The 25,628-nt window shown below is 59.8% G+C and carries 13 protein-coding genes; 8 read left to right on the top strand and 5 right to left on the bottom strand.

Annotation, left to right across the window (positions count from 1 at the left end; translation table 11 throughout):
- Positions 1–11: 11 nt before the first annotated feature.
- The 8 genes from DX909_RS15000 (at position 12) to DX909_RS14965 (ending at position 14,444) form a co-directional block, all read left to right on the top strand.
- Positions 12–2,414 carry an ABC transporter permease gene (locus tag DX909_RS15000; protein ID WP_128545997.1) on the top strand — a complete coding sequence of 801 codons (2,403 nt, stop codon included), beginning with the start codon at positions 12–14 and terminating at the stop codon, positions 2,412–2,414.
- A gap of 255 nt (positions 2,415–2,669) precedes the next feature.
- Positions 2,670–5,027 carry an ABC transporter permease gene (locus DX909_RS14995; protein ID WP_128545996.1) on the top strand — a complete coding sequence of 786 codons (2,358 nt, stop codon included), beginning with the start codon at positions 2,670–2,672 and terminating at the stop codon, positions 5,025–5,027.
- 36 nt (positions 5,028–5,063) lie between these two features.
- On the top strand, positions 5,064–5,363 hold the full coding sequence (locus DX909_RS14990) for a hypothetical protein (RefSeq protein WP_128545995.1): 300 nt from the start codon (positions 5,064–5,066) through the stop codon (positions 5,361–5,363).
- A gap of 162 nt (positions 5,364–5,525) precedes the next feature.
- Positions 5,526–7,907, top strand: coding sequence for an ABC transporter permease (locus DX909_RS14985; protein WP_128545994.1), 2,382 nt, complete (start codon positions 5,526–5,528; stop codon positions 7,905–7,907).
- A 111-nt stretch (positions 7,908–8,018) separates the two neighbouring features.
- Positions 8,019–8,456: a hypothetical protein gene (locus DX909_RS14980; RefSeq protein WP_128545993.1), complete on the top strand. Its 438-nt coding sequence runs from the start codon at positions 8,019–8,021 to the stop codon at positions 8,454–8,456.
- Positions 8,456–9,415 carry a winged helix-turn-helix domain-containing protein gene (locus DX909_RS14975; RefSeq protein ID WP_128545992.1) on the top strand — a complete coding sequence of 320 codons (960 nt, stop codon included), beginning with the start codon at positions 8,456–8,458 and terminating at the stop codon, positions 9,413–9,415. Before DX909_RS14980 ends, DX909_RS14975 begins: the two co-directional genes overlap by 1 nt.
- A 10-nt stretch (positions 9,416–9,425) precedes the next feature.
- Entirely contained in the window at positions 9,426–11,849 is a 2,424-nt protein-coding gene (locus DX909_RS14970) for an FtsX-like permease family protein (RefSeq protein WP_164851290.1), read from the top strand.
- A 177-nt stretch (positions 11,850–12,026) separates the two neighbouring features.
- Positions 12,027–14,444 (top strand): ABC transporter permease, encoded by a 2,418-nt coding sequence (locus DX909_RS14965; RefSeq protein ID WP_128545990.1) that lies wholly within the window; start codon positions 12,027–12,029, stop codon positions 14,442–14,444.
- Between the two features lie 96 nt (positions 14,445–14,540).
- On the opposite strand, the gene DX909_RS14960 is transcribed toward DX909_RS14965, so the two are convergent.
- From DX909_RS14960 to DX909_RS14940, 5 genes are all read right to left on the bottom strand, one after another.
- Entirely contained in the window at positions 14,541–15,836 is a 1,296-nt protein-coding gene (locus tag DX909_RS14960; protein ID WP_128545989.1) for a vanadium-dependent haloperoxidase, read from the bottom strand.
- Positions 15,837–16,114: 278 nt separating this feature from the next.
- Positions 16,115–19,486, bottom strand: a complete 3,372-nt coding sequence (locus DX909_RS14955) for a VCBS repeat-containing protein (RefSeq protein ID WP_128545988.1) — start codon at positions 19,484–19,486, stop codon at positions 16,115–16,117.
- A 44-nt stretch (positions 19,487–19,530) separates the two neighbouring features.
- Positions 19,531–20,244 carry a hypothetical protein gene (locus DX909_RS14950; protein WP_128545987.1) on the bottom strand — a complete coding sequence of 238 codons (714 nt, stop codon included), beginning with the start codon at positions 20,242–20,244 and terminating at the stop codon, positions 19,531–19,533.
- Between the two features lie 88 nt (positions 20,245–20,332).
- Positions 20,333–22,198, bottom strand: coding sequence for a RagB/SusD family nutrient uptake outer membrane protein (locus DX909_RS14945; protein WP_128545986.1), 1,866 nt, complete (start codon positions 22,196–22,198; stop codon positions 20,333–20,335).
- A 14-nt stretch (positions 22,199–22,212) separates the two neighbouring features.
- A complete protein-coding gene (locus tag DX909_RS14940; RefSeq protein ID WP_229311050.1) occupies positions 22,213–25,332 on the bottom strand; it encodes a SusC/RagA family TonB-linked outer membrane protein in 3,120 nt (1,039 codons plus the stop codon).
- Positions 25,333–25,628: the final 296 nt, after the last annotated feature.

The following is a 25,628-nucleotide window of genomic DNA, read 5'->3' as shown; positions in this document are numbered from 1 at the left end:
CCCTGTGTATCATGTTCCGGAACTACCTGAAAATCGCCTGGCGGAACTTCCGCAACCAGCCGTTCTTCTCGCTGATCAACCTGCTGGGGTTGTCGGTGGGCATGGCCGCCTGCATGGTCATCGGGCTGTATGTTACTTTCGAGAAGAGTTACGACGACTTCCACCCGGACGCCGAACGCATCTACCGGATCGAGCTTGACAACTACCAGGACGGCAAGCTGGCCTGGCGGTCGGCGACCTCGTACCCGGCCATCGTTCCGACGATGAAGAAGGATTACCCGGAGGTCGAGGACTACTGCCGGCTATATGACGCCAACAGCGGGGTGGTCAGCTTCGGCGACCGGTTCTTCCGCGAGACGAACTATTTCTTCGCCGACTCCAACGCGCTGACTTTCTTTCAGATCGGTCTGCTGAAGGGCGACCCGAAAACGGCGCTTGTCGGGACGAAGAAGGTGGTTCTGTCGGAATCCACGGCCCGGAAGTATTTCGGCGGGCAGGACCCGCTGAACCGGATGGTGAAGCTGGACACGAGTTCCTATCTGGTGACGGGCGTTTTTAAGGATTACCCGAAAAATTCGCACCTCGAAATCGACCTGCTGTTCAGTTACCGCACCGAGCCGCAGGCCCGGACGAGCTGGGGCTGGTACGACTTCTTCTCCTACGTGAAGCTGCGCCCCGGCGCCGACCCGCAGAAGCTGGAGGCCAGGCTGCCGGATATGTTTATGAAGTACAACGGCGACTGGTACCGCCGGTCAGGCAACCGGGCCATTGCGCTGCTGCAACCCCTTCGCTCCATCCACCTCGAATCGCACCTGAACCAGGAGGCCGAGGTGAACGGCAACGGCAGGACGGTGCAGTTTCTGGTCTGGGTGGCCTTCGCCATCCTGATCATCGCCTGGATCAACTACATCAACCTCTCCACCTCCCGCGCCCTCGACCGGGCCAAGGAGGTGGGCGTGCGGAAGGTGGTCGGGGCGATGCGCGCCAGCCTGATCCGGCAGTTTATCTTCGAGTCGCTGCTGCTGAACCTGCTGGCGCTGGCGGTGGGCGTCGGGCTGGTAGCCGGGCTGCTCCCGGTTTTCAACGAGCTGACGGGTAAGCCCCTGACGTTTGGGCAGTTATTTGAAAACCAATTGTGGGTCAACGGTATGCTGGTATTTTTCTTCGGCACGCTGCTGTCGAGCCTGTATCCGGCCTTCGTGCTGTCGGATTACGAACCGATTGCGGTACTGAAGGGGCGGTTTGCGCAGACGGCGCGGGGCGTTCTGCTGCGGCAGGGCCTGATCGTGGTGCAGTTTGCGGCCTCGGTGATGCTGATTATCGGCACGCTGACGGTCTACAAACAGCTCCGGTTCATGCAGGAACAATCGCTGGGCTTCGACAAGGAGCAGACGCTGGTGGTGCGGGCGCCCCGGGTGATCGATGCTTCGTTCCGGACCCGCTCGGAGACGTTCAGACAGACCCTTCAGCGGGAAAATCTGGCGACCGGCGTCACGGGTTCGGCTTACGTGCCGGGAACGGAAATCCTCTGGACGAGCAGCTTCCGGCGAAAAGACCGGACCGACGGCGGGACCAACACGATGTTCATTACCGCCATCGACCATGATTTTCTGGATAATTATAAAATCGGGCTGGTGGCCGGGCGCAATTTCGACCGCACCTTCGGGACCGACTCGACGGCGGTGCTGCTGAACGAGACGGCTGTGAAGACCTTCGGCTTCCGTTCCCCCGCCGAAGCGCTGAACCGGGAAATCATCTCGGGCGACACGGCGCACGTGATCGGGGTGGTGAAGGACTTTCACCAGCAGGGACTCAAACTGGCGAAAGACCCGATGATCTTTATCTCGCTGTACCGCAACGCGAGGTCGTTCGAAGACCTGCACTATTACTCCCTGAAGGTGAAAACGGCGAACCTGCCCGGCACGATCGAGGCCGTCGGGCGGGAATTCGAGAGGGCCTTTTCGGGAAATCCGTTCGAATACTTTTTCCTGGACGCGTATTTCAATGAGCAATACCGGTCGGAGCAGCAGTTCGGGCAGGTGTTCGGCCTGTTTGCCGGGCTGGCGATCTTCATCGCATCGCTGGGGCTGCTGGGGCTGATCTCGTTCACGGTGGCCCGGCGGACCCGCGAAATCGGCATCCGCAAGGTGCTCGGCGCGGACGTGTCGACCATCGTTTTTCTGCTGACCAAAGATTTTCTGGGACTGGTGCTGGTCGCCATCGTGTTGGCCGCTCCGCTGGCGGCCTGGCTGATGAACGACTGGCTGTCGGAGTTCGCCTACCGCACGTCCATCGGCCTGGGCATCTTCGTGGCCGCCGGTCTGCTGTCGCTGCTGATCGCCCTGCTGACCATCAGTTTCCAAAGCATCAAGGCGGCTTTGATGAACCCGGTGAAAAGTCTGAGGTCGGAGTGAGACCACCCCCCGGCCCCCTCCTTCAAAAGGAGGGGGTGGCTTCGCAGATGGCCGAACATGGCGGAGCGCTCCCCTCCTTGGTAAGGCGGGGCCGGGGGTGGTTCACCCCGGCCCCGCACCGACGGCCCGGCCTAAAGGGGGAGTTGAATCCGGCGGAGCCAGGCAAGCGGAGCTAAGCTCCTGTAGGGGGTGGCGGTAAAAGCCGGCCGCCATTAACCGCCCAAAAAACTGAACACATAAAAAAACAACAAATAGATGATTCGCAACTACCTTAAAATCGCCTGGCGGAATTTGGTTAAAAACCGGGCATTCTCGCTGATCAATATCCTGGGGCTGGCGCTGGGGATGTCGTGTAGCCTGCTGATCCTGCTGTGGGTGCAGGACGAACGGAGCATCGACCGGTTTCACGCCAACGGCGACCGGCTGTATCAGGTGCTGGAAAACCAGCAGTGGACCGGCAATGAGATCAGCACTACCCCGGCGACGCCCGGCCCGCTGGCCCCCGCGCTGGTGGCCGAGGTGCCGGAAGTGGAGCGTGCCGTGAAGATTACCTGGGAAGAGGAACACCTGCTGACCGTAGGCGAAAAGGCCTACAAGGAAGAGGGCCGGTTTGCCGGACCCGATCTGTTTCGGATGTTCAGCTTCCCGCTCGTGCAGGGCAACCCCGGGACGGCGCTCGTCGGGCCGACCTCCATCGTAATCTCGGAGAAAGTGGCGATGAGGCTGTTCGGCAGCCGGAATGTGCTCGGGCGCATGATCCGCGTCGACAACAAGGAAGACCGCCAGGTGACCGGCGTAGTGAAGGACATCCCCGAAACCTCCTCGCTGAAGTTTGAGTTTGTCATGCCGGTAGAGCCGTTCGAGAAGGAAAACGAGTGGCTCAAACACTGGGACAACAACGGCATCCGGACCTTCGCCCTGCTACGGCCCAACGCCAGCGTGGAGAAGGCCAACGAACGCATTCTGAACTTCGTCCGGAAGCATGACAAGAAGGTGACGACCATCACCACCTTCCTGTATCCCTACCGGGACGGCTACCTGTATTCGAAGTTCACCAACGGCAAACCTGACGGCGGGCGGATCGAATACGTGCGGCTGTTCAGCGTGGTGGCCGTCTTTATCCTGATCATCGCCTGCATCAACTTCATGAATCTGGCCACGGCCCGTTCGGCCAAACGCGCCAAGGAAGTCGGCATCCGCAAGGTCGTCGGGGCGGAGAAAGGTTACCTGATCGGCCAGTTCATCGGCGAAGCGGTGCTGACGGCCCTGCTGGCGCTGATGCTGGCCCTGGTGGTCGTAAAGCTGCTGCTGCCGATCTTTAACCAGCTGACCGACAAGAAGATGACGGTTCAGTTTGACAACCCGTCCTTCTGGCTCACGCTGCTGGGGCTGACGCTCGTGACCGGCATCCTTTCGGGCAGCTACCCGGCTTTGTTCCTGTCGTCGCTCCAGCCCGTGAAGGTCCTGAAGGGCACCCTGCGGTTCAAAGCCGGGGCCGTGTTCATCCGGCAGGGGCTGGTGGTGTTCCAGTTCATGCTGTCGCTGCTGCTGATCATCGGCACGCTGATCGCCGGGGAGCAGGTGCGGTTTATCCGTAACAAAAACCTCGGCCTGAACCGGGAGAACCTCATCTTCGTGCCGCTGGAGGGCGACCTGCCTAAAAACTACGACATCTTCCGCCAGGAACTTCAGCAATCGCCGGGAGTTCAGACGGTTTCGGCTTCCGGTTCCAACCCGATGGAGATCGGCAATTCGACCGTCGGGGTGCAATGGAAGGGCAAAGACCCCGACGACAAGACGCTGTTCACCCAGATGCCGGTTACTTACGACTTCCTCAAAACGATGAATATTCAGCTCATCGACGGCCGGGATTTCTCCCGCGACCGGGTCGTGGACAGCACCAACTACATCCTCAACGAGGAAGCCGCCCGGCGCATGGGCATGAAAAACCCGGTCGGGCAGGACCTGACGTTCTGGGGCCGCAAGGGCAAGATCATCGGGCTGGTGAAGAACTTCCATATCAACTCGCTGCGGGTCGCCATCGAACCGCTGATTCTGCGGATGGATAAGGGCGTATACGGCAACGTGCTTGTCCGGACTCAGCCCGGTCAGACCGAGCAGGCCGTGGCGAGTCTGCGGAAACTGGCCGCCAAATACAATCCGGCGTATCCGTTCAGCTACAAGTTTGCCGACGAAACGTTCGAGCAGCAGTACAAGAGCGAAACGCTGATCGGTCAGCTGGCGAACTACTTCGCCGTGCTGGCGATCTTCATCGCGTGTCTGGGTCTGTTCGGGCTGGCGATGTTCACCGCCGAGCAGCGGACGAAGGAGATCGGCGTGCGGAAGGTGCTGGGCGCGTCGGTGTTCAGCATCGTGGGGCTGCTGTCAAAGGATTTTCTGCGGCTGGTGCTGATCGCCATCGGGATTGCCTCGCCGATTGCCTGGTGGGCCATGAAGCAGTGGCTGGAAGACTTCGCCTATCGCATCGACGTGCCGCTGTGGGCGTTCCTGACCGCAGGGCTGATGGCGGTATTGATTGCGCTGCTGACCGTCAGTTTCCAGAGCGTCAAGGCGGCTCTGATGAATCCGGTGAAATCCTTACGTTCCGAATGAATTTTTTAACCTGTTCAATACCAATCTCATACCACTATGTCAGCACATATCGCCATTCCTATTCCGACCCTGCCCGGTAAGCAGGAAATCGAGATCGAAGTGACCATCAACGGCAAGAAACAGGCCCTGCACTACCGCGTCGAGCTGTTCTACTGGGAAGACTGCAACCTCCCGAATATCAACCGGGTGGAATGCATTCAGCAGATGCTGGCGCATTACGATCAGGACTGGACGCTGTATTACATCGGCTCACCCACCGATCAGTTCGTGCCGATCACCTTCGTGAAGCGCGAGGACCTGGCCCTCCAGCGAAAGCTGATGCTGGCCGAAGTCTGAAACCACCCCCCGGCCGGAGCGCCGGTCCGACTCCTCCTTGCTAAGGAGGGGGTGGCTTCGCAGTTATTGGAAACCGGCAGCGCCCTCCCCCTCCTTGGTAAGGAGGGGGGGCAGGGGGGTGGTGTTTTTAAACCTTCAACCTTAACGATCACCCCGGACCCTATGATCCGCAACTACCTCCTTGTCTCCCTTCGCAACTTCTGGCGAAACAAGACGTTTTCGGCCATCAACATTCTGGGTCTGGCGCTGGGCCTGGCCTGTAGCCTGTTCATCTTCCTCTGGGTGCGCGATGAGCTGAGTGTGGATCAGTACCATGCCAACGGCCCGCAGCTCTACCGGATCATGGAACGCCAGCTCTATGACGGGAAGCGCATCGCCTTCCCGGCCACACCCGGGCTGATCGCCCTCGAAATGCCGAAGAAGTTTCCCGAGATCGTCTACGCGGCCGGCTACAGCTGGGACGAGGATCTGACGTTCGAGGTGGGCAATAAGGCCAATAAGGAGAAGGGCCGCTGGGCCGGCGTCGACTGGTTCCGGATGTTCAGCGTTCCCCTCGTGGCGGGTTCGCCGGAAGCGGCCCTGAAGAGTCCGACGAGTGTCACCATTTCGCGGAAACTGGCCGAGAACTACTTCGGCAGCCCCAAAGCCGCCGTCGGCAAGTCCATCCGGATCGACGCGAAAGACAGTTATCAGGTGACGGGCGTTTTTGAGAATATTCCCGATAACTCTTCCGAGAAATACGATTTTCTGCTGCCCTGGGAGGACTTCCTGAAGCGTAACCCCTGGGCCAGAGACTGGGGCAACAACGGCCCGCGGGCGTACCTCATGCTGCGGCCCGACGCCGACGTGGCGGCCTTCCAGCAAAAGATCCGCCACTTTCTTCGGACTTACAACAAGGGCATCGATCCCAAAAAGCTATCCCGGTTCGACATCGAACTGTTCGTACAGCCGTTCGGAGAGTCCTACCTGCACTCAGAAACCGAGAACGGCGAAATCACCGGCGGACGGATCGAATACGTGCGGCTGTTCAGCGTGGTGGCCGTCTTTATCCTGATCATCGCCTGCATCAACTTCATGAACCTGGCGACGGCCCGCTCGGCCAAACGCGCCAAGGAGGTCGGCATCCGCAAGGTCGTCGGCGCCGAACGGGCCGGGCTGATCGGCCAGTTTATCGGCGAAGCGGTTCTGCTGGCCGTGATGGCCGTGATGGTGGCGCTGGTCATCATCTGGCTGCTGCTGCCGGCCTTCAACCAGCTCACCGACAAAAAGATCGCCATGCCGTTCGCGGAGCCGGACTTCCTGCTGGCGCTGGGGGGCGTGGTACTCCTGACGGGCCTCTTCTCGGGCAGCTACCCGGCTTTGTTCCTGTCGTCGCTGCGGCCCGTGAAGGTGCTGAAAGGGACGTTGAAATTCCGTCCGGGAGCCGCCCTGTTCCGGCAGGGGCTGGTGGTCGTGCAGTTTGTGATCTCGATGCTGCTCATCATCGGCACCGTCGTGGTCTACCGGCAGGTGAACTACATTCAGACCAAAAACCTGGGCCTCGAACGGGAGAACCTGATTTATGTGCCGCTGGAGGGACAGCTATTGCCCAAATATGCGACGCTGAAGCAGGAACTGCAGCGAAGTCCGGGCATCCAGGCGGTCACCCGGATGGGCAGCCAGCCGACCGACATCGGCAGCAGCACCGGCGGGGTCGACTGGGAGGGCAAGGACCCCAACGTCAGCATCGAGTTTTCGCAGGTGCCGGCCGGTTACGACATGGCGGAGGTCCTGAAACTCAAGATGCTGGCCGGCCGGGATTTCTCGCGTGCCTTTGCCACCGACTCGGTCGGGTACATCATCAACGAGCAGGCGGCCCGCCGGATCGGTTATAAAAATCCCGTCGAAAAACCGCTGACCTTCTGGGGTCGAAAAGGGAAAATCATCGGGGTGGTGCAGGATTTCCATTTCCAGTCGCTCCACGAACCGATCCAGCCGCTGATCATCCGGCTGGGCGAACAGGACGGTTACGGTAACCTGCTCGTCCGGACACAGCCCGGCCAGACCCGGCAGGCGCTGGCCAGCCTCGAAAAGCTGTGTCGTCAGCTGAATCCCGAGTTTCCGTTTACCTACTCTTTTGCCGATCAGGAGTACCAGAAGATGTACCGGAGCGAGCAGGTGGTCGGGTCGCTGGCGAACTACTTCGCCGTGCTGGCGATCTTCATCGCGTGTCTGGGCCTGTTCGGGCTGGCGGCTTTTACGGCGGAGCAGCGCACGAAGGAAATCGGCGTGCGGAAGGTGCTGGGCGCGTCGGTGACCAGCATCGTGGGGCTGCTGTCGAAGGATTTTCTGCGGCTGGTGCTGATCGCCATCGGGATTGCTTCGCCGGTGGCCTGGTGGGTCATGAACCGCTGGCTTCAGAATTTCGAATACCATGAAGACATTCCGTGGTGGGTCTTCGCCCTCGCCGGGACTACCGCAATTCTGATCGCCTTCCTGACCGTCAGTTTTCAGAGTGTCAAAGCCGCCCTGATGAACCCGGTCAAAAGCCTTCGAAGTGAATAAAGTCCTGAAAAAGCAGGTTTTACATTTCCTTTACAACGTTTTACAGGCCGTTGACGGGCGGATTTCCAGGAAAGCTTACCTTTGAAACCGTCAGTTAATCTCGCCTGTACCATGAAAAAGCAAATCGCAGTATTTCTGCTTCTGGGGAGCCTGGTGCTGCCCCTCTCGGCGCATGAAAAAGCCGGCCGGACCTTTGTCAGCAATCCGTTGCTGCTGAACGGCCTCACCCTGAAAGCCCAGACGCTTTCCATGTATACTCGCGGAAAGCTGGAGGTCGTCGAAGGCGATCCCTCCCGGCCGCAGGCGGTTCGGGTTCCTTTCCGGGCGTATCTGCGCCGGGACGGCACCATGATCCGGAATGCCCGTCCCGACTTCAATCGCGGCTGGGTGCAGATCGAGATTGCCGAGATACTCGCCAACGCCCGCATCGGCGATGAACTGGTCATCGAGCCCGTTCGGCCCGAAGATCAGCCGGCGAAGCGGGTGCTGCGGGTGAAGAATTTCTGGTTTTATTTTAATTTCTATCTGGACCCCGGTCCCGGTTGCTGATGAATATCCTCAAAAAAATTACCGCTCTGACGGCCTCGGCCCTGGTCGTGGTGGCCGCCCTGCTGGCGGCTGCTTTCGTCCGGCCGTCGGCCGCTCCGGTCCGGAACGATTCGCGGCTGTTTAGCGAAAGCGTTAACCTCGCCCTCCGCCGGACCGGCCATGCCCTGCTGATCTCAGTCGGCGATTCGACCAGTCGAATCGCTCCCGTGCAGCAGGACGACGACCGGACGTTCCGGCTGCGGATGGACCGTGCCTTCGATTACAGCCGGCTGCCCGCCCTGCTCGATGCGTCTTTCCGCCGGTATGGTGTTAAAGTCGCCTATGACGTGGCGGTTTTCGACTGTGCGAAGGGGGAACTTCTGTTGGGGTACAGCGCCCGGGACCTGGCCGATCCGGCCGGAATCCCCTGCCGGGATCGCAGCCGGACGCCCGGGTGCTATACCTTCCAGGTGCGGTTTTCGCCGGGCGAAACTGCTTCGGCTTCCGTCAACGGCTGGATGATCGTGGCCCTGGGTGGGCTGCTGGCGGGTCTGGTCTTTACGGTCTGGCCCCGCGCCGACCGGCCGACGGCAGAAGCGAACACCGATGTACCCGGAACTTCGGTGCCGGGCGTCGATACGTCGGGCGTCGATACGTCGGGCGTCGATACGCCTGATCTGCTGCGGCTGGGTAACTCCCGCTTCGACCCGGTCAACCAGATATTGTTTTCGGGAACAACCCGGCAGGCCCTGACGTACCGCGAAGCGAAACTGCTGCGGCTCTTTGCGGAACATACCAATCAACTCCTCGAACGGGACTTTATCCTCCAGTCGGTCTGGGAAGACGAGGGCATTGTGGTGGGCCGCAGCCTGGACGTATTCGTATCGCGGCTTCGCAAACTGCTCCGCCATGATCCGACCCTGCGTCTGGCCGCCGTCCACGGCGTCGGGTACCGGCTGGAGGTGGAGCTCCCCGGTTAATCGACCACCTATGCTCCGCAATGAACTGAGAATCACCTTTCGCCACCTCCGGCGAAAGTGGCTTTACACGGCCATGAACATCGCCGGGCTGGCGGTCGGGATTTCAGGAATGCTGCTGGCGCTGCTGTATGTCCGGGACGAGGGCAGCTACGACCGCTTTCACCGGAAGAACCCGCACCTTTACCGCATCACGACCACCCTGATCGAAGGACGCGGACAAGCCGTCGGAACCTACGGCGGCACGGGGCAGGTGCAGGGGCCGGCTTTCAAGGCCGCGGTGCCCGAAGTGGTCGATTACGCCCGGGTGATGGGGGGCGATATTTTCGGGAATCTTTCCGCTACCAACCACCGGGCGTTCAATCTCCGGCTGCTGTTTGTCGACTCGACTTTCTTCAATATATTCTCTTTCAGGCTCTTAACCGGCGATCCGAAAACGGCTTTACAGCGGCCTGGCAATGTAGTGATTACCGAATCCACGGCACGGAAGTTTTTCGGCAGCACCGACGTGCTCGGCCGGACGCTGCTCGAAGACGGCCCTTCGGGTAACCGGCTTGGGGCTTCCGTGATCACGGGCGTCGTGCAGGACCCGCCCCGCCATTCTTCCATCCAGTTCGATGTTCTGTTTCCGTTCCGGTTCATGCAGGCGTCGTTCGACGATACCAACTGGCTGAATGCCTACCTCGGCACCTTCGTCGTGCTGCACCCGCAGGCCGACCTCCCGGCCGTGATCCGGAAATTCAACCGCATCTATGCCGTTCGGGCGCGGGAACAGCGGGCCGAGAGCCGCCGGAACGGCGGTTTCGACCCAAAGATCAGCTACGGCCTTCAGGCCATGACCGACATCCATCTGAATCCGCTCGAACGCCGGCAGGGCAACCGGGAAGGGGGGATCGTCGACGGGAGCAGCCCGGTTTTCTCCTACCTTTTTCTGGGAATCGCGGCCTTCATCCTGCTGATGGCCTCCATCAATTTCATCAACCTCAGCCTCGCCGGTTCGCTGAATCGGGCGAAGGAGGTCGGCATCCGGAAGATCAACGGCGGTCGCCGGAGCCGGATCGTCGGGCAGTTTCTGATCGAGTCGGCCGTCCAGTGTCTGGCGGCTTTCGCGCTGGCGCTGGCCATCGCCGGGACGGCTCTGCCGGTTTTCAACCGACTGGCCGGGAAAGCCATTGAATTTTCGGCCGTTTTCGACGGCCGCCTTCTGATTTACCTTCCCGGATTACTCGTGTCCATCACGCTGCTGGCCGGGTTGTATCCGGCCTTGGTGCTGTCGGGATTTCGGCCGGTGGAGGTGCTTTATAATCGGCAGAAGGGAGCGATTCGGAGTCGATTCGGACGGGCGCTGGTGGTAGTTCAGTTCTCGCTGACGATTTTTCTGCTCACCGCCACCCTGGTGTATTACCGGCAGATGGAGTTCGTCCGGACGAAAGACCTCGGCTATAATCCGTATGAGATCCTTCGCGCCCATATTCCCGGCAGCCGCGACCTGAAACCCATCCAGTCGTTCCTGCGGAACCGGCTGGCCGGTGAGCCTTCCATCCGCCACCTTTCGTTCGGCGGGGAGATCGGCGGAGAAAACGAAACCCGGGTCGGCGGGCGGACGCTTCTCAGCGGCTATCAGTATGTCGATGAGCAGTTTATCCCGGCGCTGGAAATCCCACTAAAGGCCGGACGCGCCTTTTCGACGGCTTTTCTCTCCGATGCGACGGAGGCCGTTGTGGTCAATGAAGCCTTCGTGAAAGCCGCCGGGCTGAGAAAGCCGCTCGGTGCCCTGGTTCATCTCCACTCCAACTATGGCGGCAAACCGCTGAGGATCATCGGCGTCGTGCAGGATTTTCATGCCCGGTCCCTGCGGGAGCGTATTCGGCCGATGGCCCTGTTCATGCGGCCGGACCAGTCGGGCGGTATCTGGCTGAAAATCGATAAGAATCGGCGAAAGGAGGCTCTGGCGGTCTGGGAAAAGGCTTTTAAGGCGGCCCTGCCCAACGCGGTGTTCGAGTACCGTTTTCTGGACGAACAGAACGCCGGGGACTACGCCCTCGAACGGCGCTGGCAGCAAATCATCGGGTATGCCGCCGGGCTGGCGGTGCTCATCAGCGGCCTGGGTCTGTTCGGGCTGGCGCATCTGGCCGCCCGGCAGCGGACGAAGGAAATCGGTATCCGTAAGGTGCTGGGGGCCTCGGTCGAAAGCATCGTCGCCCTGCTGACGAAAGAGTTTCTGATACTGGTTCTGCTGGCCCTGCTCCTGGCTTCGCCCGTGGCTGCCTTCGTCATGAATCGCTGGCTGGAAGGATTTGCCTACCGCGTTCCGCTCGAATGGTGGCTGTTTGCGGCCATCGGCGGGCTGGCCGTCGGGATCGCCTTCCTGACGGTATCGTTTCAGTCGCTGCGGGCGGCTTTGATGAACCCGGTGAAGAGTTTGCGGAGCGAGTGAGACCACCCCCGGCCGGATCACCCCCCGGCATAAAAAAGCGTCCGGCCCGGCGTCCGTTTGCGGACAAATCAACAAATGATTTTCTGGTAAACTTTTGATTATAAGGAGGTTGATTTTCTGGTATAAGGTTTGAGAACGATTGGGGAAGTCCTTGTTCGGACAGTAACGACGAATCTTATGCTGAGGAATTATCTGAAAATTGCTTTCCGCAATTTGCGGAAGCACAAAACGTTCAGTTTCATCAACATCATCGGGGTGGCTATCGGTCTGGCCTGTTTTCTGCTGATTGCCCTGTATGTGCAGGATGAGTTGAGTTACGACCGCCATCACCGGAAAGCCGACCGCATTTACCGCGTCGCCCGGACGTTCCTGAATGCGGAGAAGCAGACCGTCGAGCTGGAACTGGCAACGGTGGCTCCGCCCTTCGGGCCGCTGATCAAACAGGATTTCCCGGAGGCCGAGCAGGTGGTGCGGATGCTGGAATACGGCCCGTTGCTGAAATACGGCGAAAAAGTCTTCAATGAGCAGCGGGTATTTTTTGCGGAGGAGAATTTCTTTAAGGTGTTCGACGTCAGGGTGCTGAGCGGTAATCCGGATCAGGCTCTTGCCAACCCGTTTTCGATCATGCTGTCGCGCCCGATGGCCGAAAAATATTTCGGAAGCCAGAACCCCGTCGGAAAAAGCATTCGGATGGATAGCCAGTTCGACTTTATCGTAACCGGAACCTATGAGCCGCTTCCCGCCCAGTCGCATTTCCACCCCGACTTTCTGGCGTCGTTCAATACGCTGAACGACCGCCGGATCTACGGCTCGGACGGCCTTCGCACCAACTGGGGCAACAATTCGTTCCCGACCTACGTGCTGCTGGCGGAAAAAGCCGACCCGGCCAAAATGGAGAAGGCGTTTCCGGCCTTTCAGGACCGCCACATTCCGGCTTTTCAGAATACCAAAGCGTCAAAATACTCAGTGCTGAACCTTCAGAAGCTGACCGATATCCATCTTCGTTCGCATACCGATGCCGAAATGGAGCCGACCGGCGACATGCAGTATATCTACCTGTTTTCGGCCATTGGGCTGTTTATCCTGCTGATCGCCTGCATCAATTACATGAACCTGGCCACGGCCCGCTCGGCCATCCGGGCCAAGGAGGTCGGCATGCGGAAAGTGGTCGGTGCCTATCGGGAACAGCTGATCGGCCAGTTTCTGAGCGAGTCGGTGCTGCTGGTGGTCATTGCGCTCGTCATCGCGCTGACCCTCGTGGTGCTGACCCTGCCGCTGCTCAACGACTTTACCGAGAAACAACTGACGCTGAACCAGTTGACAGACCTGGTTTTCATCGCCGTGGTACTGGGCATCGCCCTCATTACCGGGCTGGTGTCGGGCAGTTATCCGGCCCTGTTTCTGACCTCTTTCCAGCCCGTGAGCGTCCTGAAGGGCAAGATCGCGTCGGCCATGCGCAACGGGCGGCTGCGGCAGGTGCTGGTGGTCACCCAGTTTTCGATTGCCGTAGCGCTGATTATCAGTACGGCGGTGGTTTATAGTCAGATGAATTACATCCGAAACCATAAGCTGGGGTATCAGAAAGACCAGATGGTGGTATTCCGGATGGTGGAGGACTCGACCGTCGATTACGAGGCCGTCAAGCAGGAACTGAAACGCAACCCGTCCATCGTGGAGGTGGGGCGCTCGTCGCGGATCCCGTCCGGGCGGCTGCTGGACTCGTGGGACGCCTACGTGGCCCAGGGCGACAGCATGGCTCCGACGAAAGTCGGTCTGAAAGCCCTGACCATCGACCATGAGTTTCTGCCCGCCTATGAAATGAAAATGGCCGCCGGGCGCAACTTCTCCCGGGCCTACGCCACCGACGACACGGCGGCTTTCATCCTGAACGAAACCGCAGCCCGCCTGCTGGGCTGGCGCGACCCCGCCCTGGCCGTCGGAAAGGCTTTCGGTTATGGACAGCGTCGCGGGCGGATCGTCGGCGTCGTGAAAGACTTTCACTTCGAATCCCTCCACCAGTCGATTGCGCCCGTCGCGATGTTTCTCAATTCGCGTTTCAATAACTGGATGTCGGTGCATGTGGCGGCCGGAGGGCTGAAAACCGCCCTGGCCCATGTGGAGGCCGTCTGGAAGAAGCGTTTCCCCGACCGTCCGTTCACCTTCGAGTTTCTGGATCAGCGGTTCGGACGGCTGTATGCCACCGAGCAGACCCAGCAGACGCTGTTCGGTATTTTCGCCGGCATCGCCATCCTGATTTCATGTCTGGGTCTGTTCGGACTGTCGATGTTCATGGCCGAGCAGCGCACGAAGGAGATCGGCATCCGTAAGGTGCTGGGAGCTACGACCCCCGGGCTGGTGGCGCTGTTGTCCAAAGACCTGCTGAAGCTGGTGATCGTGGCCCTGGTGCTGGCGTCGCCGGTTGCATGGTGGGCGATGAGCAAGTGGCTTGAGGGCTTTGCCTACCGCACCGACATCAGCCCCTGGGTGTTCGTTGTCACGGCCCTGATCGCGCTCCTGATCGCCTTCGCGACGGTGAGCTTCCAGAGCATCAAAGCCGCCCTGATGAACCCGGTGCGGAGCCTGAAGACCGAATAGAAGGCTGGGTCATAATTCCGGGGATGTAATCGACGAATTTAGCTAAATTCGTCGATTACATCCCCGGAATTCCGATAAAAAGAAGCTTTCATTGCTTTACTTCAGCTTCCGGACCACCCATTCGCCGACCTTCAGACCCTGCGTCCGGCCGTTGTCGATGGCGTCCATGAAGTGAATGCCGCCGTAGAAACGGGAAAGGCCGGCTTCGACGGCGGCGGCCTGAAAGGAGGGGAAGGAGCGGGCTTTCAGGCCGTAGCGCTCCTCGACCGTATCGGTGTAGGCGAAGTTTTCCCCGAAGAAGTGGGTCAGGATCACGGCGGAGGCCGACGAAATGGTCGAGTGGCCGCTCAGATACTCCGGAAACGGGGGCGTCTGCAGGAACGGCTTCCACGACGGGTCGAGGTATTTCCGGATAGCGGTTTCGGGCCGGATGCGGTTGCTGCGGTATTTTTCGTCCCAGCAGCAGATGAAGCCGTCCGTCAGACCGACGGCGACGGCGGTATGAATCTTCAGGGCTTCGGCAAAGGACTTCTTCGCCTGGGCGCAGGCGATGCCCGTAATGCCCATCCAGTGGGCGCCCGGCGAAATCTTCTTCATGCCGACCAGCAGGTGGCCGTTGTCCTCCAGTGCAAACGGGTTACAGTCCCAGAAGGCGGCAATCTCACGGTGTTCATCCGGCAGTTTTTCGGCGTAGTTCTGCCTCATCAGCCGATAAAAAGCCGAGTTTTTCTCCTTTGAAAAAGCCACCGGCGGCACCGGTTTAAACTGATGGCAGGTATCGAGCGTAAACGGCCGTATGGTGTTGAAATAAGGCTCGACCGGGGCGAAAAAGCCGGGGGGGGTCGGGTACCAGCTGCCTTCGGTTCCGGCGGGCGTATAGCGGGGGTAGTTGCTGATCCGGTTGTAGCGGTCGGCTTTGGCGTAGGCCAGCATCTGTTTGCTGATAGCTGCGGCATATTCCTGCGACCGGTCGATCACCTCCTGTGAAAAACCCGCCGTCCGGCAGGAGTCCAGCAACTGCTTCTCGAACGGCTGGAGCTTCGACCCCGAGGGCTGCATTTTCTGAGCCGTTTTCAGCATCGCCAGCACGGCGCTCAGATGGGGAGAATACCCATTCACCTCCGGTTTCTGAATGTCCGGAAAACCGTTCAGCACGCCCTTCATGCTTCGGTACCCCGGCTCGTTCTGCGCCACCACTTCGTAACCCGACAGGCAGGCGTAGGCATAGAAACGGGCGGCCAGCGGAGGGTTCGTCACGTCATGGATCATTACCTCCGTCATCTGGTCGATGACCTTCCCGACCTCCCGGCTGCTCAGGGCCGGCGCCTGCACCTCGGAGGTGTTCCGGCAGGCGGAGAGGAAAAGCAATAAAAGGATCAGGGTATACCTCATAACCTATTGATACATATCTTCATAGCCCAGAAGCGCCGGAAATGACCGCACTCCATTTTTCCATCCGGCCTGTTTTGTCATCCCGACGCAGGAGGGATCTTGTGGCTGAATAACCGATCTGACCGAGTGCCGACGCACCAGATCCCTCGTTCCTCGGGATGACAAAGTGCCGAAGCACCGGATTCCTCCTGCGTCGGGATGACAAAGCGCTGCGGTGCCCGGTCAGGCAGCGGGTCCGGTTTTACCGCTAACCCGCTGTCGGGATTGGGGTAAAAGAGTCAAAGAGCCGGCGACGCAGGTTTCGGGAACGCATTCCGGTAGGCCTGGACCCGGTCCTGATTGATGCCGAACCATACCGTATTGCCGACCGGCAGGATGCTCCGGACGTCCCCTTTGATCTGAAAACCGGACTGGCGCTGGGGCACGTAGCGAAAGCCGCCCTTGCCGTCGCCTTTCAGCAGCATACCGTAGTTGGCATCGTACTTCCCGAATCGCAGCCGGGCGCGGTTGATGTTACCGCCCACCAGCAGGTCCTTTCGGCCGTCGTGGTCATAATCCAGGGTGGCCAGGGCAAAGACCGGGGACGCCTGCACCTCCACGGGCAGAGTTTTCTCCCGGAGTTTTCCGCCGGCCGTGCTTTCGAAATAAGCCGTCTTCAGGTAATTGGCTTCCAGCCGTTTGGCGTCCTTCAGTTCTTCCTCCGTGAAGATGTCCTTCAGGGTGGCGTCGGCGTAGCTTTTGTAATCCGGGAAGCGGGTCCGCATGATGCTCATCTGGTCGAGCAGTTCGTCGCGGGTGACGTAGGGATAACTTTTGCCCTGCATGTAAAAGGAGAAGATCGGATCGACGGAGCCGTTGTCGTCGAAATCCTTGTAGATCAGTTCGGCCGGTTCTTTGTCGTCGGCTTTACATTGGGTGTTCAGGCCCTGGTTGCCCACGATCAGGTCCGGTTTTCCGTCGCCGTTGAGATCGTCGACCAGCAGTTTGTTCCACCAGCCCTTATATTCCTTCCCGAAGAAATCCGTCGTTTTGATGGTCAGCCTGCCGCCTTCCTGCGTCAGCACGGTCAGCGGCATCCATTCACCTACGACCACCAGCTCAGGTTTCCGGTCGGCGTTCAGGTCCACCCAGGCCGCATCGGTCACCATGCCGATCCGCTGGAGTTCGGGGGCCAGGGCGGCCGTCCGGTCCTGAAAGCGACCCTGGCCGTCGTTGATGAGCAGGTAGCTTTGCGGTGTCTCGGGATACCGCCCCGGAATGACGCGGCCGCCCACGAAAAGGTCGGGTTTGCGGTCGCCGTTGAGGTCGGTCACCCGCACGCAGCCTTTGCTGGTCCGCATCACCGGCAGGGCGTCGGCTTTACGCGTAAAGTTGCCATTGCCGTCGTTGAGATACAGCCGGTCCTGCAGCAGCGGGTCGTCGGGCAGGAAGCTGGCATAGCCGCCCCCGGCCACATACAGATCGGTAAAGCCGTCGCCGTTGGCATCGAAGAAGGCCGCGTCGGCATCCTCGGCGGCTTTGTCGGCTTCCAGAGCAGGCTGCGGCCGTCGGGCGAACCGCCCGCCCGCTTCCTGCATGAAGATAGCGCCGGCCTGGCCGCTGCCGCCCCCGGCAAATACGTCTTCCAGCCCGTCGCCGTTCAGGTCGGCCCTGATCAGACAGGGACCGGCGAAGGAGAGCGGGTTGATCAGCAGCGGCTGGCGTTTGAAATCGTTGACGGTGTTCCGGGCGGCCGTGTAGGCGATCGGGGAGGCTACTTCCGTGAATACCGGCGGGACCGGTCTGGGCGCGCGGTAGGGGAGGGTGGCCCCGGTTTCCCGGAGCGTCAGCACCTGGTCGGCTTTGACGCCCGTCAGTAACTGTTGTTTCCCGCCCGGCCAGACCACCCGCAGCGAATCCACGCCCGCGTCCCGGCCCAGCCCGAAATGCAGCACCGTCGACACGCTCGACTGAAAGCCACGCGCCGGCATCTGCTCCAGATACTGCTGTTGGCCGTTCCGGTACAGCATGACTTTGGCCCCCAGCCCGAAGCGGTTGGCGCCCGCCCCTTCCAGCTTCACCTTCAGGTAGTGATGTTTCAGCTGCGAACCGGCTTCGTTGCGGTAGATGAAGGCCGGTTTGTTGATGTTGTTGACCACCAGGTCGAGGTCGCCGTCGTTGTCGAGGTCGGCGTAGGCGGCTCCGTTGCTGTTGGAGGGCAGCGTCAGGCCCCAGACCCGGCTCATGTCGGTAAAGGTCAGGTTGCCGTTGTTCCGAAAGACGTAGTTGACCACGTCGGAAGCCGGCATTTTATACACCAGTTCGAGGACGTTCTGCCGCCGGATGTCGCCCTGGCTGTGCTGCATGTAGTCCCCCATATATTTGAGGAAATCCATGTTCGTATAATCCCGGACGTAGCCGTTCGTGACGAAAAGGTCCTTCCAGCCGTCGTTGTCGTAATCGGCAAAGAGGGGTGCCCAGCTCCAGTCGGTATTGGAAAGCCCCGCCAGCTGACCCATTTCGCTGAAGGTGCCGTCGCCGTTGTTGACCTGGAGCATATTCCGCATATACTGGTAGTGAAACCCGGTTTTCAGGTTCAACTCGAACTTCTCGTAGTTGTCGGGGGCAAAGAGCAGCTTCTGACGCCGGTTGTCTTCGGGCAGCATATCGAGCGCGAAGAGGTCGGGCAGGCCGTCGTTGTTGACGTCGGCCACGTCGCTACCCATCGAGAAGTGCGGAAAATGGCCCAGACTCGACTGAATGCGGTCGGTGAAGGTGCCGTTGCGGTTGTTGATATAAAGGTAGTCGGGAACCGTGTAGTCGTTGGAGACGTAGAGGTCCGGCCAGCCGTCGCCGTCGAGGTCCGACACCCCGGCGCTCAGGCCATACGACAGGGAGGTGCTGCGGATTCCGGCGCGGGCGGTGACGTCCTGAAAGCGGTTTCCGTCGTTTCGGAACAGCCGCAGGCCCGTCACGGGGTCGGGTTTTTTCAGCAGGTCGGCCGTGGTCGCTTCGTCCAGAACCGGCAGCGACTTGGGGTTGTGATTCACCAGAAAACAATCGAGATCGCCGTCCCGGTCATAGTCGAAGAAGGTGGCATGGGTGGCGTTGGAGGGGCTGTCGAGGCCGTATCGGGCGGCCTGTTCGCTGAAATGGGGCATGCCCCGGGCGTCCGGCCCTTCGTTGATGAACAGCTGTTTGGTGCGTTTTTCGGGAGGCAGGCTGCCGGAGTAACAGACAAAAATGTCGAGCCGGCCGTCGCCGTTGACGTCGGCCATCGTAACGCCGGTTTTCCACGGACCTTCGCGGCCGGCCACCCCGGCCGGGGCGGTGATGTCCTCGAACTTCAGGCTGCCCCGGTTCAGGTAGAGCTTGTTGGGAACCATGTTCCCGGTGAAATAGAGGTCGTCCAGCCCGTCGTTGTTGAGGTCGCCCACGGCCACCCCCCCGCCGTTGTAGAAGTATTCATACATCAGCACGTTGGTGTTCAGGCCTTCGGAGAGGTTGTTGGCGAAATCGACGCGGGTTTCCTCCACCGGCATCAGGGTGAAGAGCGGTGGGCCGGAAGCCTCGGCTGCGGGTTTTCCCCCGGGAGCGGAGGAGTCCCGGCATCCGGTCAGAACCGTCAGCGGAAGCAGTAGGTAAAGGGTATAAGCTGGATAAAATTTCATAGTGAAGGGCCTTCCGAAACGTTGAGGCCAGGCAAAAGTCCGGTTCAGTAATTACTTAACGAACTACAAAATTGCAGCAATTTTTTCAGATCTGCTTCTTTTTTGAAATCAATGGATTCCGCTTTCAGAAAGGCGTCGATTTCGGATCTGCTTTTCGGGAAAGTCTTCAGCACGGTAGCCCGGTTCAGGCGGTAGAAACGGTTGTTCCGGTCGACCATCAGGTAGACGACATCCTTTTCCAGCAGCAGGTCGCCTTCCTGTTCCAGCCGGGACAACTGCCCGTTGCTGCCGATGAACGATTTGTACTGACTGATGGCCGACGTGCCCGACGACTGGTTATAGCCGCCGTTCTTTTCAGCCCGGACGGTCTTGAAAACGGGCTTCATGGTCAGGGACGCGGCCGGGTGTTCGGAGATCACTTCTATAAAACCAAATTTGGGATCATACCGGAAGCGGCTTTCACCCACCTCCACCTCCCGGACGGTGGTTTCGTTCGCCAGTGAAAGCGTATCGCCTTTGATGTCGATAAACTGCATCTCGCCGATCAGGATGTTGTAGTTCAGACGGCCGGTTGCCGTCTGGCCGGAGGTATAAGTAATTTTACCGTTTTTAAACTGCGGGTAACGGTATCGCTCGCCCAGAGGCACGGACCGTTGCCAGTTGGGACCTCCCTTGACCCGAATCACCCCTGGATTCTGCGCCCGCAGAGTGCCGGAAAGCAGCAATATCATTCCGGAAAGGCAGATGATGGTTTTCATAATGGCCGGCGTTTAGAATGCTATCAAAAAATCCGTGCCGACCCTCTGGAGGCCGGCACGGAGTGATTCGTTGTGCAAATGGAGACGGTCAATATCCCGGGTTCTGAATCAGCTTGTTGTTCCGGTTCATCTCGTCGCGGTGGATCGGCAGGTAGTACTGCTTGTCCGCCCAGTTGCGGTTTTCCTTTCCGGGATCGATCTCGGTAACCTTATACGTATAGTCGTAGCTGGTCGGATCGTACTTGTAGAGCGAGACGGTCTTGCCCGGTTTGAGGATACCTGTAATCGTGATGCCGTTGGCTTTCCGGCCCAGCGTCGTCGGGGCAATCATCCACCGGCGGGTGTCGTGGTAGCGGTGTTCCTCAAAGGCCAGTTCAACCCGGCGTTCGTTGCGGTACCGTTCACGAAGCGCGGCCCCGGTTTCGGTGACGGGGATGGCGGGCATCCCGGCCCGGAAGCGGATTCGGTTCAGCCAGGTTCTGGCATCGGCGTCCTGGCCCAGTTCAATCAGCGCTTCGGCGTAGTTCAGGACGGCCTCCGTGTAGCGGAAGAACGGCCAGGGAACCTGCTGATAGGTGTTCTGATCGACGATGGCGGGGCTCGGATCGATGAACTTCCGCATATAATAACCGGTGTAGCTGCCGTTCCAGTCTTCCACCGAGCTCTTGCGGGTGTCGAGACCGGCAATGGTGGTTTTCGCGCCGTTGACGACTACCTCGTAGCTGCCCGTCTGGATCTGGTTGACCGGGTCTTTGGCGGCTACGTCGGCCGTGCGGGGCTTCCAGGGGGCGCCGTCGTACAGGATCGAGACATAGAAGCGCGGGTCACGGTTGTTGTACGGGGCCGAAGCGTGGGCCGGGTTGCTCCAGCTGAACTTCGTGCCGTCCATCATCTCATAATCGTCGACCATGAGCTGGACCGGGGAGTTACCGGCCCAGTTGTGGTAGCCGTTCGGGCCGTTGAACAGGCCCTGCTGGCCGCCCGGTTCCTGCTTCTCGTTGATGAACAGACGGGAGAAGATCACATCCCGTTCACCCCCGTTGCGCGACATGGCGATGTTGTTGTAGTTGGTCATGCCTTCTTCCTTCACGGCCGGGGCCGCCAGGTTCAGCATGTAGCCGTAGCTGGTCAGGTCCAGCACCGCTTTGGCGGCATCCCGGGCTTTGGTCCAGCGTTCGGCGCGCGTGCCGCCGGTGTAGCCCAGCAGGGCCGCGTTCTGGAAAGCGGCATGCGCCGACGATTTCGCTTTGGCCGTGGCGGCATCGTACAGGTCGCTGGCGGCATACAGCAGGATGCGGGATTTGAGCGCCAGGGCAGCGGCTTCGTTGGCCCGGCCTCTTACCATGCTCACCCCTTTCAGGGCCGCAGCGGCATCGTCGCAATCCTTCACGATGAAGTTGATACACTCTTCCATCGTGTTGCGGGGGGCCAGATAGTCGGCTTCACCCAGCTCATACGGGCGGTCGATGATGGGAACGCCACCATAATACCGCACCAGCTGGTGGTAGTAGTAAGCCCGCAGGAACTTCGCTTCGCCGATCAGCCGCTCCACGATCTTGTTCGTGTTGGTGAAGTTCGGTTTGGCGAGGTTGGCCAGGGCGAGGTTACAGGCCCGGATGCGCAGATACATCTGGTTCCAGTCGATCGTCTCGTTGATCCAGCCCGGATCGGCCGGGTTCGAACGTCCCTCCGTAATGGTGGTGATGTTCCGGCCGGGGTGCGTGAAGATGGTCTCGTCGGTCAGCGAGGCAAGCTGCTGTTCGTTGAAACCGCCCTGTCCCAGACCGGCGTAGATCCCCGTGACGAAGGCCTCGGCCAGCGCTGCGTCCGACCAGACGGCCGCCCCGGATACCTGATCCAGCGGCTGGGTGTTCACGAAATCGTCGTTGCAACCGGTCACGGCGAAGGTGGCGATCCCGATGGCTAAACTTATGGTTTTAAATTTTCTTAGCATGGTCACTTGATGGATTAAAAACGAAGCGATGCACCAAAGTTGATCACACGGGCCTGCGGATAATACTGGCCCGTCGCATTGTCAGCTTCCGGATCGAACGAACCTAATTTGTTGATGAGGGTCGCCAGGTTCAGGGCGTTACCGTACAGCCGCAGGCTGCTCACGCCGGCTTTCTTCGTGATGCGATCCGGGATCGTATAGCCGATCTCCAGGTTTTTCAGGCGAAGGTAGTCGGCCGAACGCAGCCAGTAGGTGTTACCCCCTGAGAAATACTGGTCGCTCCGGTTGGCGATCCGCGGGTGAACGCTGCTCGGGTTGTCGACCGTCCAGCGATCCGTGTAGATCTCTTTCAGGTAGTTCCCGATGTTGCCGGACTCCCCGAGGCTGATGTACTGCTGCGCCCCGGCCGAACCCTGGAACAGGATGGTCAGGTCGAAGTTTTTGTAGGCCGCCGTGATGTTCATCCCTCCCTGGAACAGCGGCAGGTTGGTGCGCTTGTTCCGGACGCGGTCGTCGGGCGTGATCTTGCCGTCGCCGTTGAAGTCCTTGTACTTCATGTCACCCGGGCGGAGCGTTTTCACGATGGCCGAGTAGTCGAGCGTGTTGGCGTCGATGTCGGCCTGATCCCTGAACACCCCGTCGTACTGGTAGGCGATGTAGGTGTTGATCGGCATGCCCGTCGTGCGCTGCCAGGCCGGTGCGCCCGGCGCTTCATCCCAGAAGATGATTTTGTTCTGGGCATAACCGCCGTTGACGGACACCGTAAACTTCAGGTCCTGCACCTGGCCGTTGTAGCCGATCTGGCCGTCGAAGCCGCGGTTGCGCACCTTCCCGATGTTTTCCGGAGGCAGCACCAGACCCGTCGTGCGGGGGATGGATGCGTTCCGCGGATAGAGAATCGACGTCCGCAGGTTGTTGAAGTAGTCGAACTCGAAGTTGATCTTACCGTTGAACAGCTGCCCTTCCAGACCGATGTCCATGTTGTTGGCCACCTCCCACGTAATGGTCGGGTTCGGAATCCGGGCCTCGGTCAGCGTCTTGGCCTGCGAGTTGTTGATAATGTAGGTGTTGAAGCCGTAGGTGGCCAGATACTGATAGGTCGCCAGGTTGGTCGTCCCCGGCAGGTAGATCTGGTCGTTCCCCAACTGACCCCACGAACCGCGCAGTTTCAGGTAGTTGATGGCCGGGACGGAGTTTTTCAGGAAATTTTCTTCCGAGATCACCCAGCCCGCCAGGAAGCCCGGGAAGAAGCCGTAACGGGTTTCTTGTGGGAAGATGTCGGAACCGTCATAACGCCACAGGAACTCGGCCAGATACTTCTCCTTGTAGTTATAGGCTACCCGGCCGAAGTAGTTGATCCGGGCCCGTTCGAACGCTCCGCCGTTGTTGTTTTTCTCCAGGTCACCCCCGGCGAAGAGCTGGTCGATGTTGGCCGAAATAAAGTAGCGCCGGAAGGCTTCGAAGTTGTCACCGTCGATGGTTTCCCGGTTCACCCCGGCCAGTACCGTCAGGCCGTGGTCGGCGCCGAATTTCCGCTCGTAGGTCATGATCCCGCCGAGCAGGATGTTCAGCTGGTTTTCGTTGTACAGGTTCAGACGGGGTTCGGCCGGACCGCGACGGCTCGGAATCAGATTCGGGTTGCCGTTGGCGTCGACGCCCGTGCCGCGCTCATACAGCGTCCAGGGCGTCTGCCACAGCTTGCGGTTGCGCCAGTATTTGTCGATGGCGGCCGTCCCGGAGAACTTCAGACCTTCCACGCCCGGAATTTTGATGTCAAGCTGACCGTTGGTCTGGAAGTAGTCGCGCTTGTCCTGATCGTAACCGGTATCGTTGGTGGTGATGACGACCGGGTTCTCCCCGTTCTCGATGTCCGGACCCGGACGACCGTCGGGCCAGAAGGCCGGCTGGTTCGGTTTTCCGCGCATCTGCATCCGGAAGATGGCACCGGCGCCCCGGGTCGGGTAGAACCGGAACTCCTCGCGTCCCAGCAAACCGACGGCCAGGTGAACGTACTTGTTGATGTTGGCATCGAGGTTGACGCGCAGGTCATACTGCTTATACCCCGTCGCCGAACGTTTGTAGTAGGCATCCTGGTTCTGGTAACCCATGGAGGCCAGGTACTTGAAATCTTCCGTACCGCCCGTTACCTGGAGGTTGTGCTGCTGCTGCGGAGACCAGTTTTTCAGGGTCGATTTATACCAGTCGGTGTTCGGGTGGCCCCAGGGGTCCGAACCGTCGTTGTATTTCGTGATGTCGTCCGGTGAGTAGGGAGCCGTCCGAACGGTTCCGTCCGGGCGGGTATATTTGCCGGTCGATTTGTAGGCCTGCGTAGCGGCTGCCCATTCCGACACCGGAAGTTCATAGACGTTCAGGTCGTTGAGCATCTGGGCATATTCGCCGGCATTGGCCAGTTTCGGAACCACCGTCGGCTGCGAGAAGCCCTGGTTGAATGAATAGGACAACTGCGGCTTGCCGGTTTTACCCCGTTTGGTGGTGATCAGGATAACCCCGTTGGCCGCCCGTGAACCGTAGATGGCCGCCGAAGCGTCCTTCAGGACCGAGATGTTCTCGATGTCGGCCGGGTTGATCCGCTCCAGACCGCCTGAACGCGCCGGAACCCCATCGACGACGACCAGGGCGTTGTTGTTCCCCAGCGTGTTCGTACCCCGGATCCGGATGGCAGAACCGTCGTAGCCCGGCTCACCGCTGCGGTTGACGGCCACGACGCCCGGCAGACGCCCGGCGATGGAGTTGGAAAGGTTCGTCGTCGGTGATTTCACCAGGTCGGCCCCTTTGACGGAAACGACCGAACCCGTAACGGTTTCCTTCTTCTGGACCCCGTAACCGACCACGACGACTTCGTTCAGCTGGCTGACGTCGTCGAGCAATTTGATATCGATGGTCGAACGGCCACCCACTGCGATTTCCTGCGATACGTAACCGATGAAGGAGAAAACCAGCGTGGCGCTCCGGTTCGGCACGTTGAGGGAATAAGTCCCCTCGGCGTTGGTCGTCGTTCCCTGGGTGGTTCCCTTCACGACGATGCTCACGCCGGGCAACGCTTCACCCTGGGTGCTGGTAACTTTCCCTCGTATCGTTACCTGGGCCAGCACTCCGGTGACGGAGACAAGCATCAGAAGGAGTACTAATAGATACCTGGTTTTTGGAGGCACCTGATCAATAGAGTTTTTCATAGAGAAAAAAGGTTAGATTTAGTTAAGAAGGTTGGCAGACCATCAGCCGTCGACCGGTTATCGGTAACAGCCGGAAACAAAAGAGCATAGACGGTATTTCGGACCCATGTAGCAGACAGCCCTTCCTCCCGAACGGCGGGAACGTTATTCAGGGATTGTCTGGAAACCAGTCCAATTCTCAGGCAATCAGGTTAATGATGCCCCAGAGGGGATTCGCTGCCATGAAGCGGGGAAGC

This window comes from Larkinella soli (genome assembly GCF_003703975.1).
In the GTDB taxonomy this organism is placed as follows: Bacteria; Bacteroidota; Bacteroidia; order Cytophagales; family Spirosomataceae; genus Larkinella; species Larkinella soli.
Note: the sequence above shows the minus strand (reverse complement) of the source record. Positions and strands in the feature narration are given on the sequence as shown.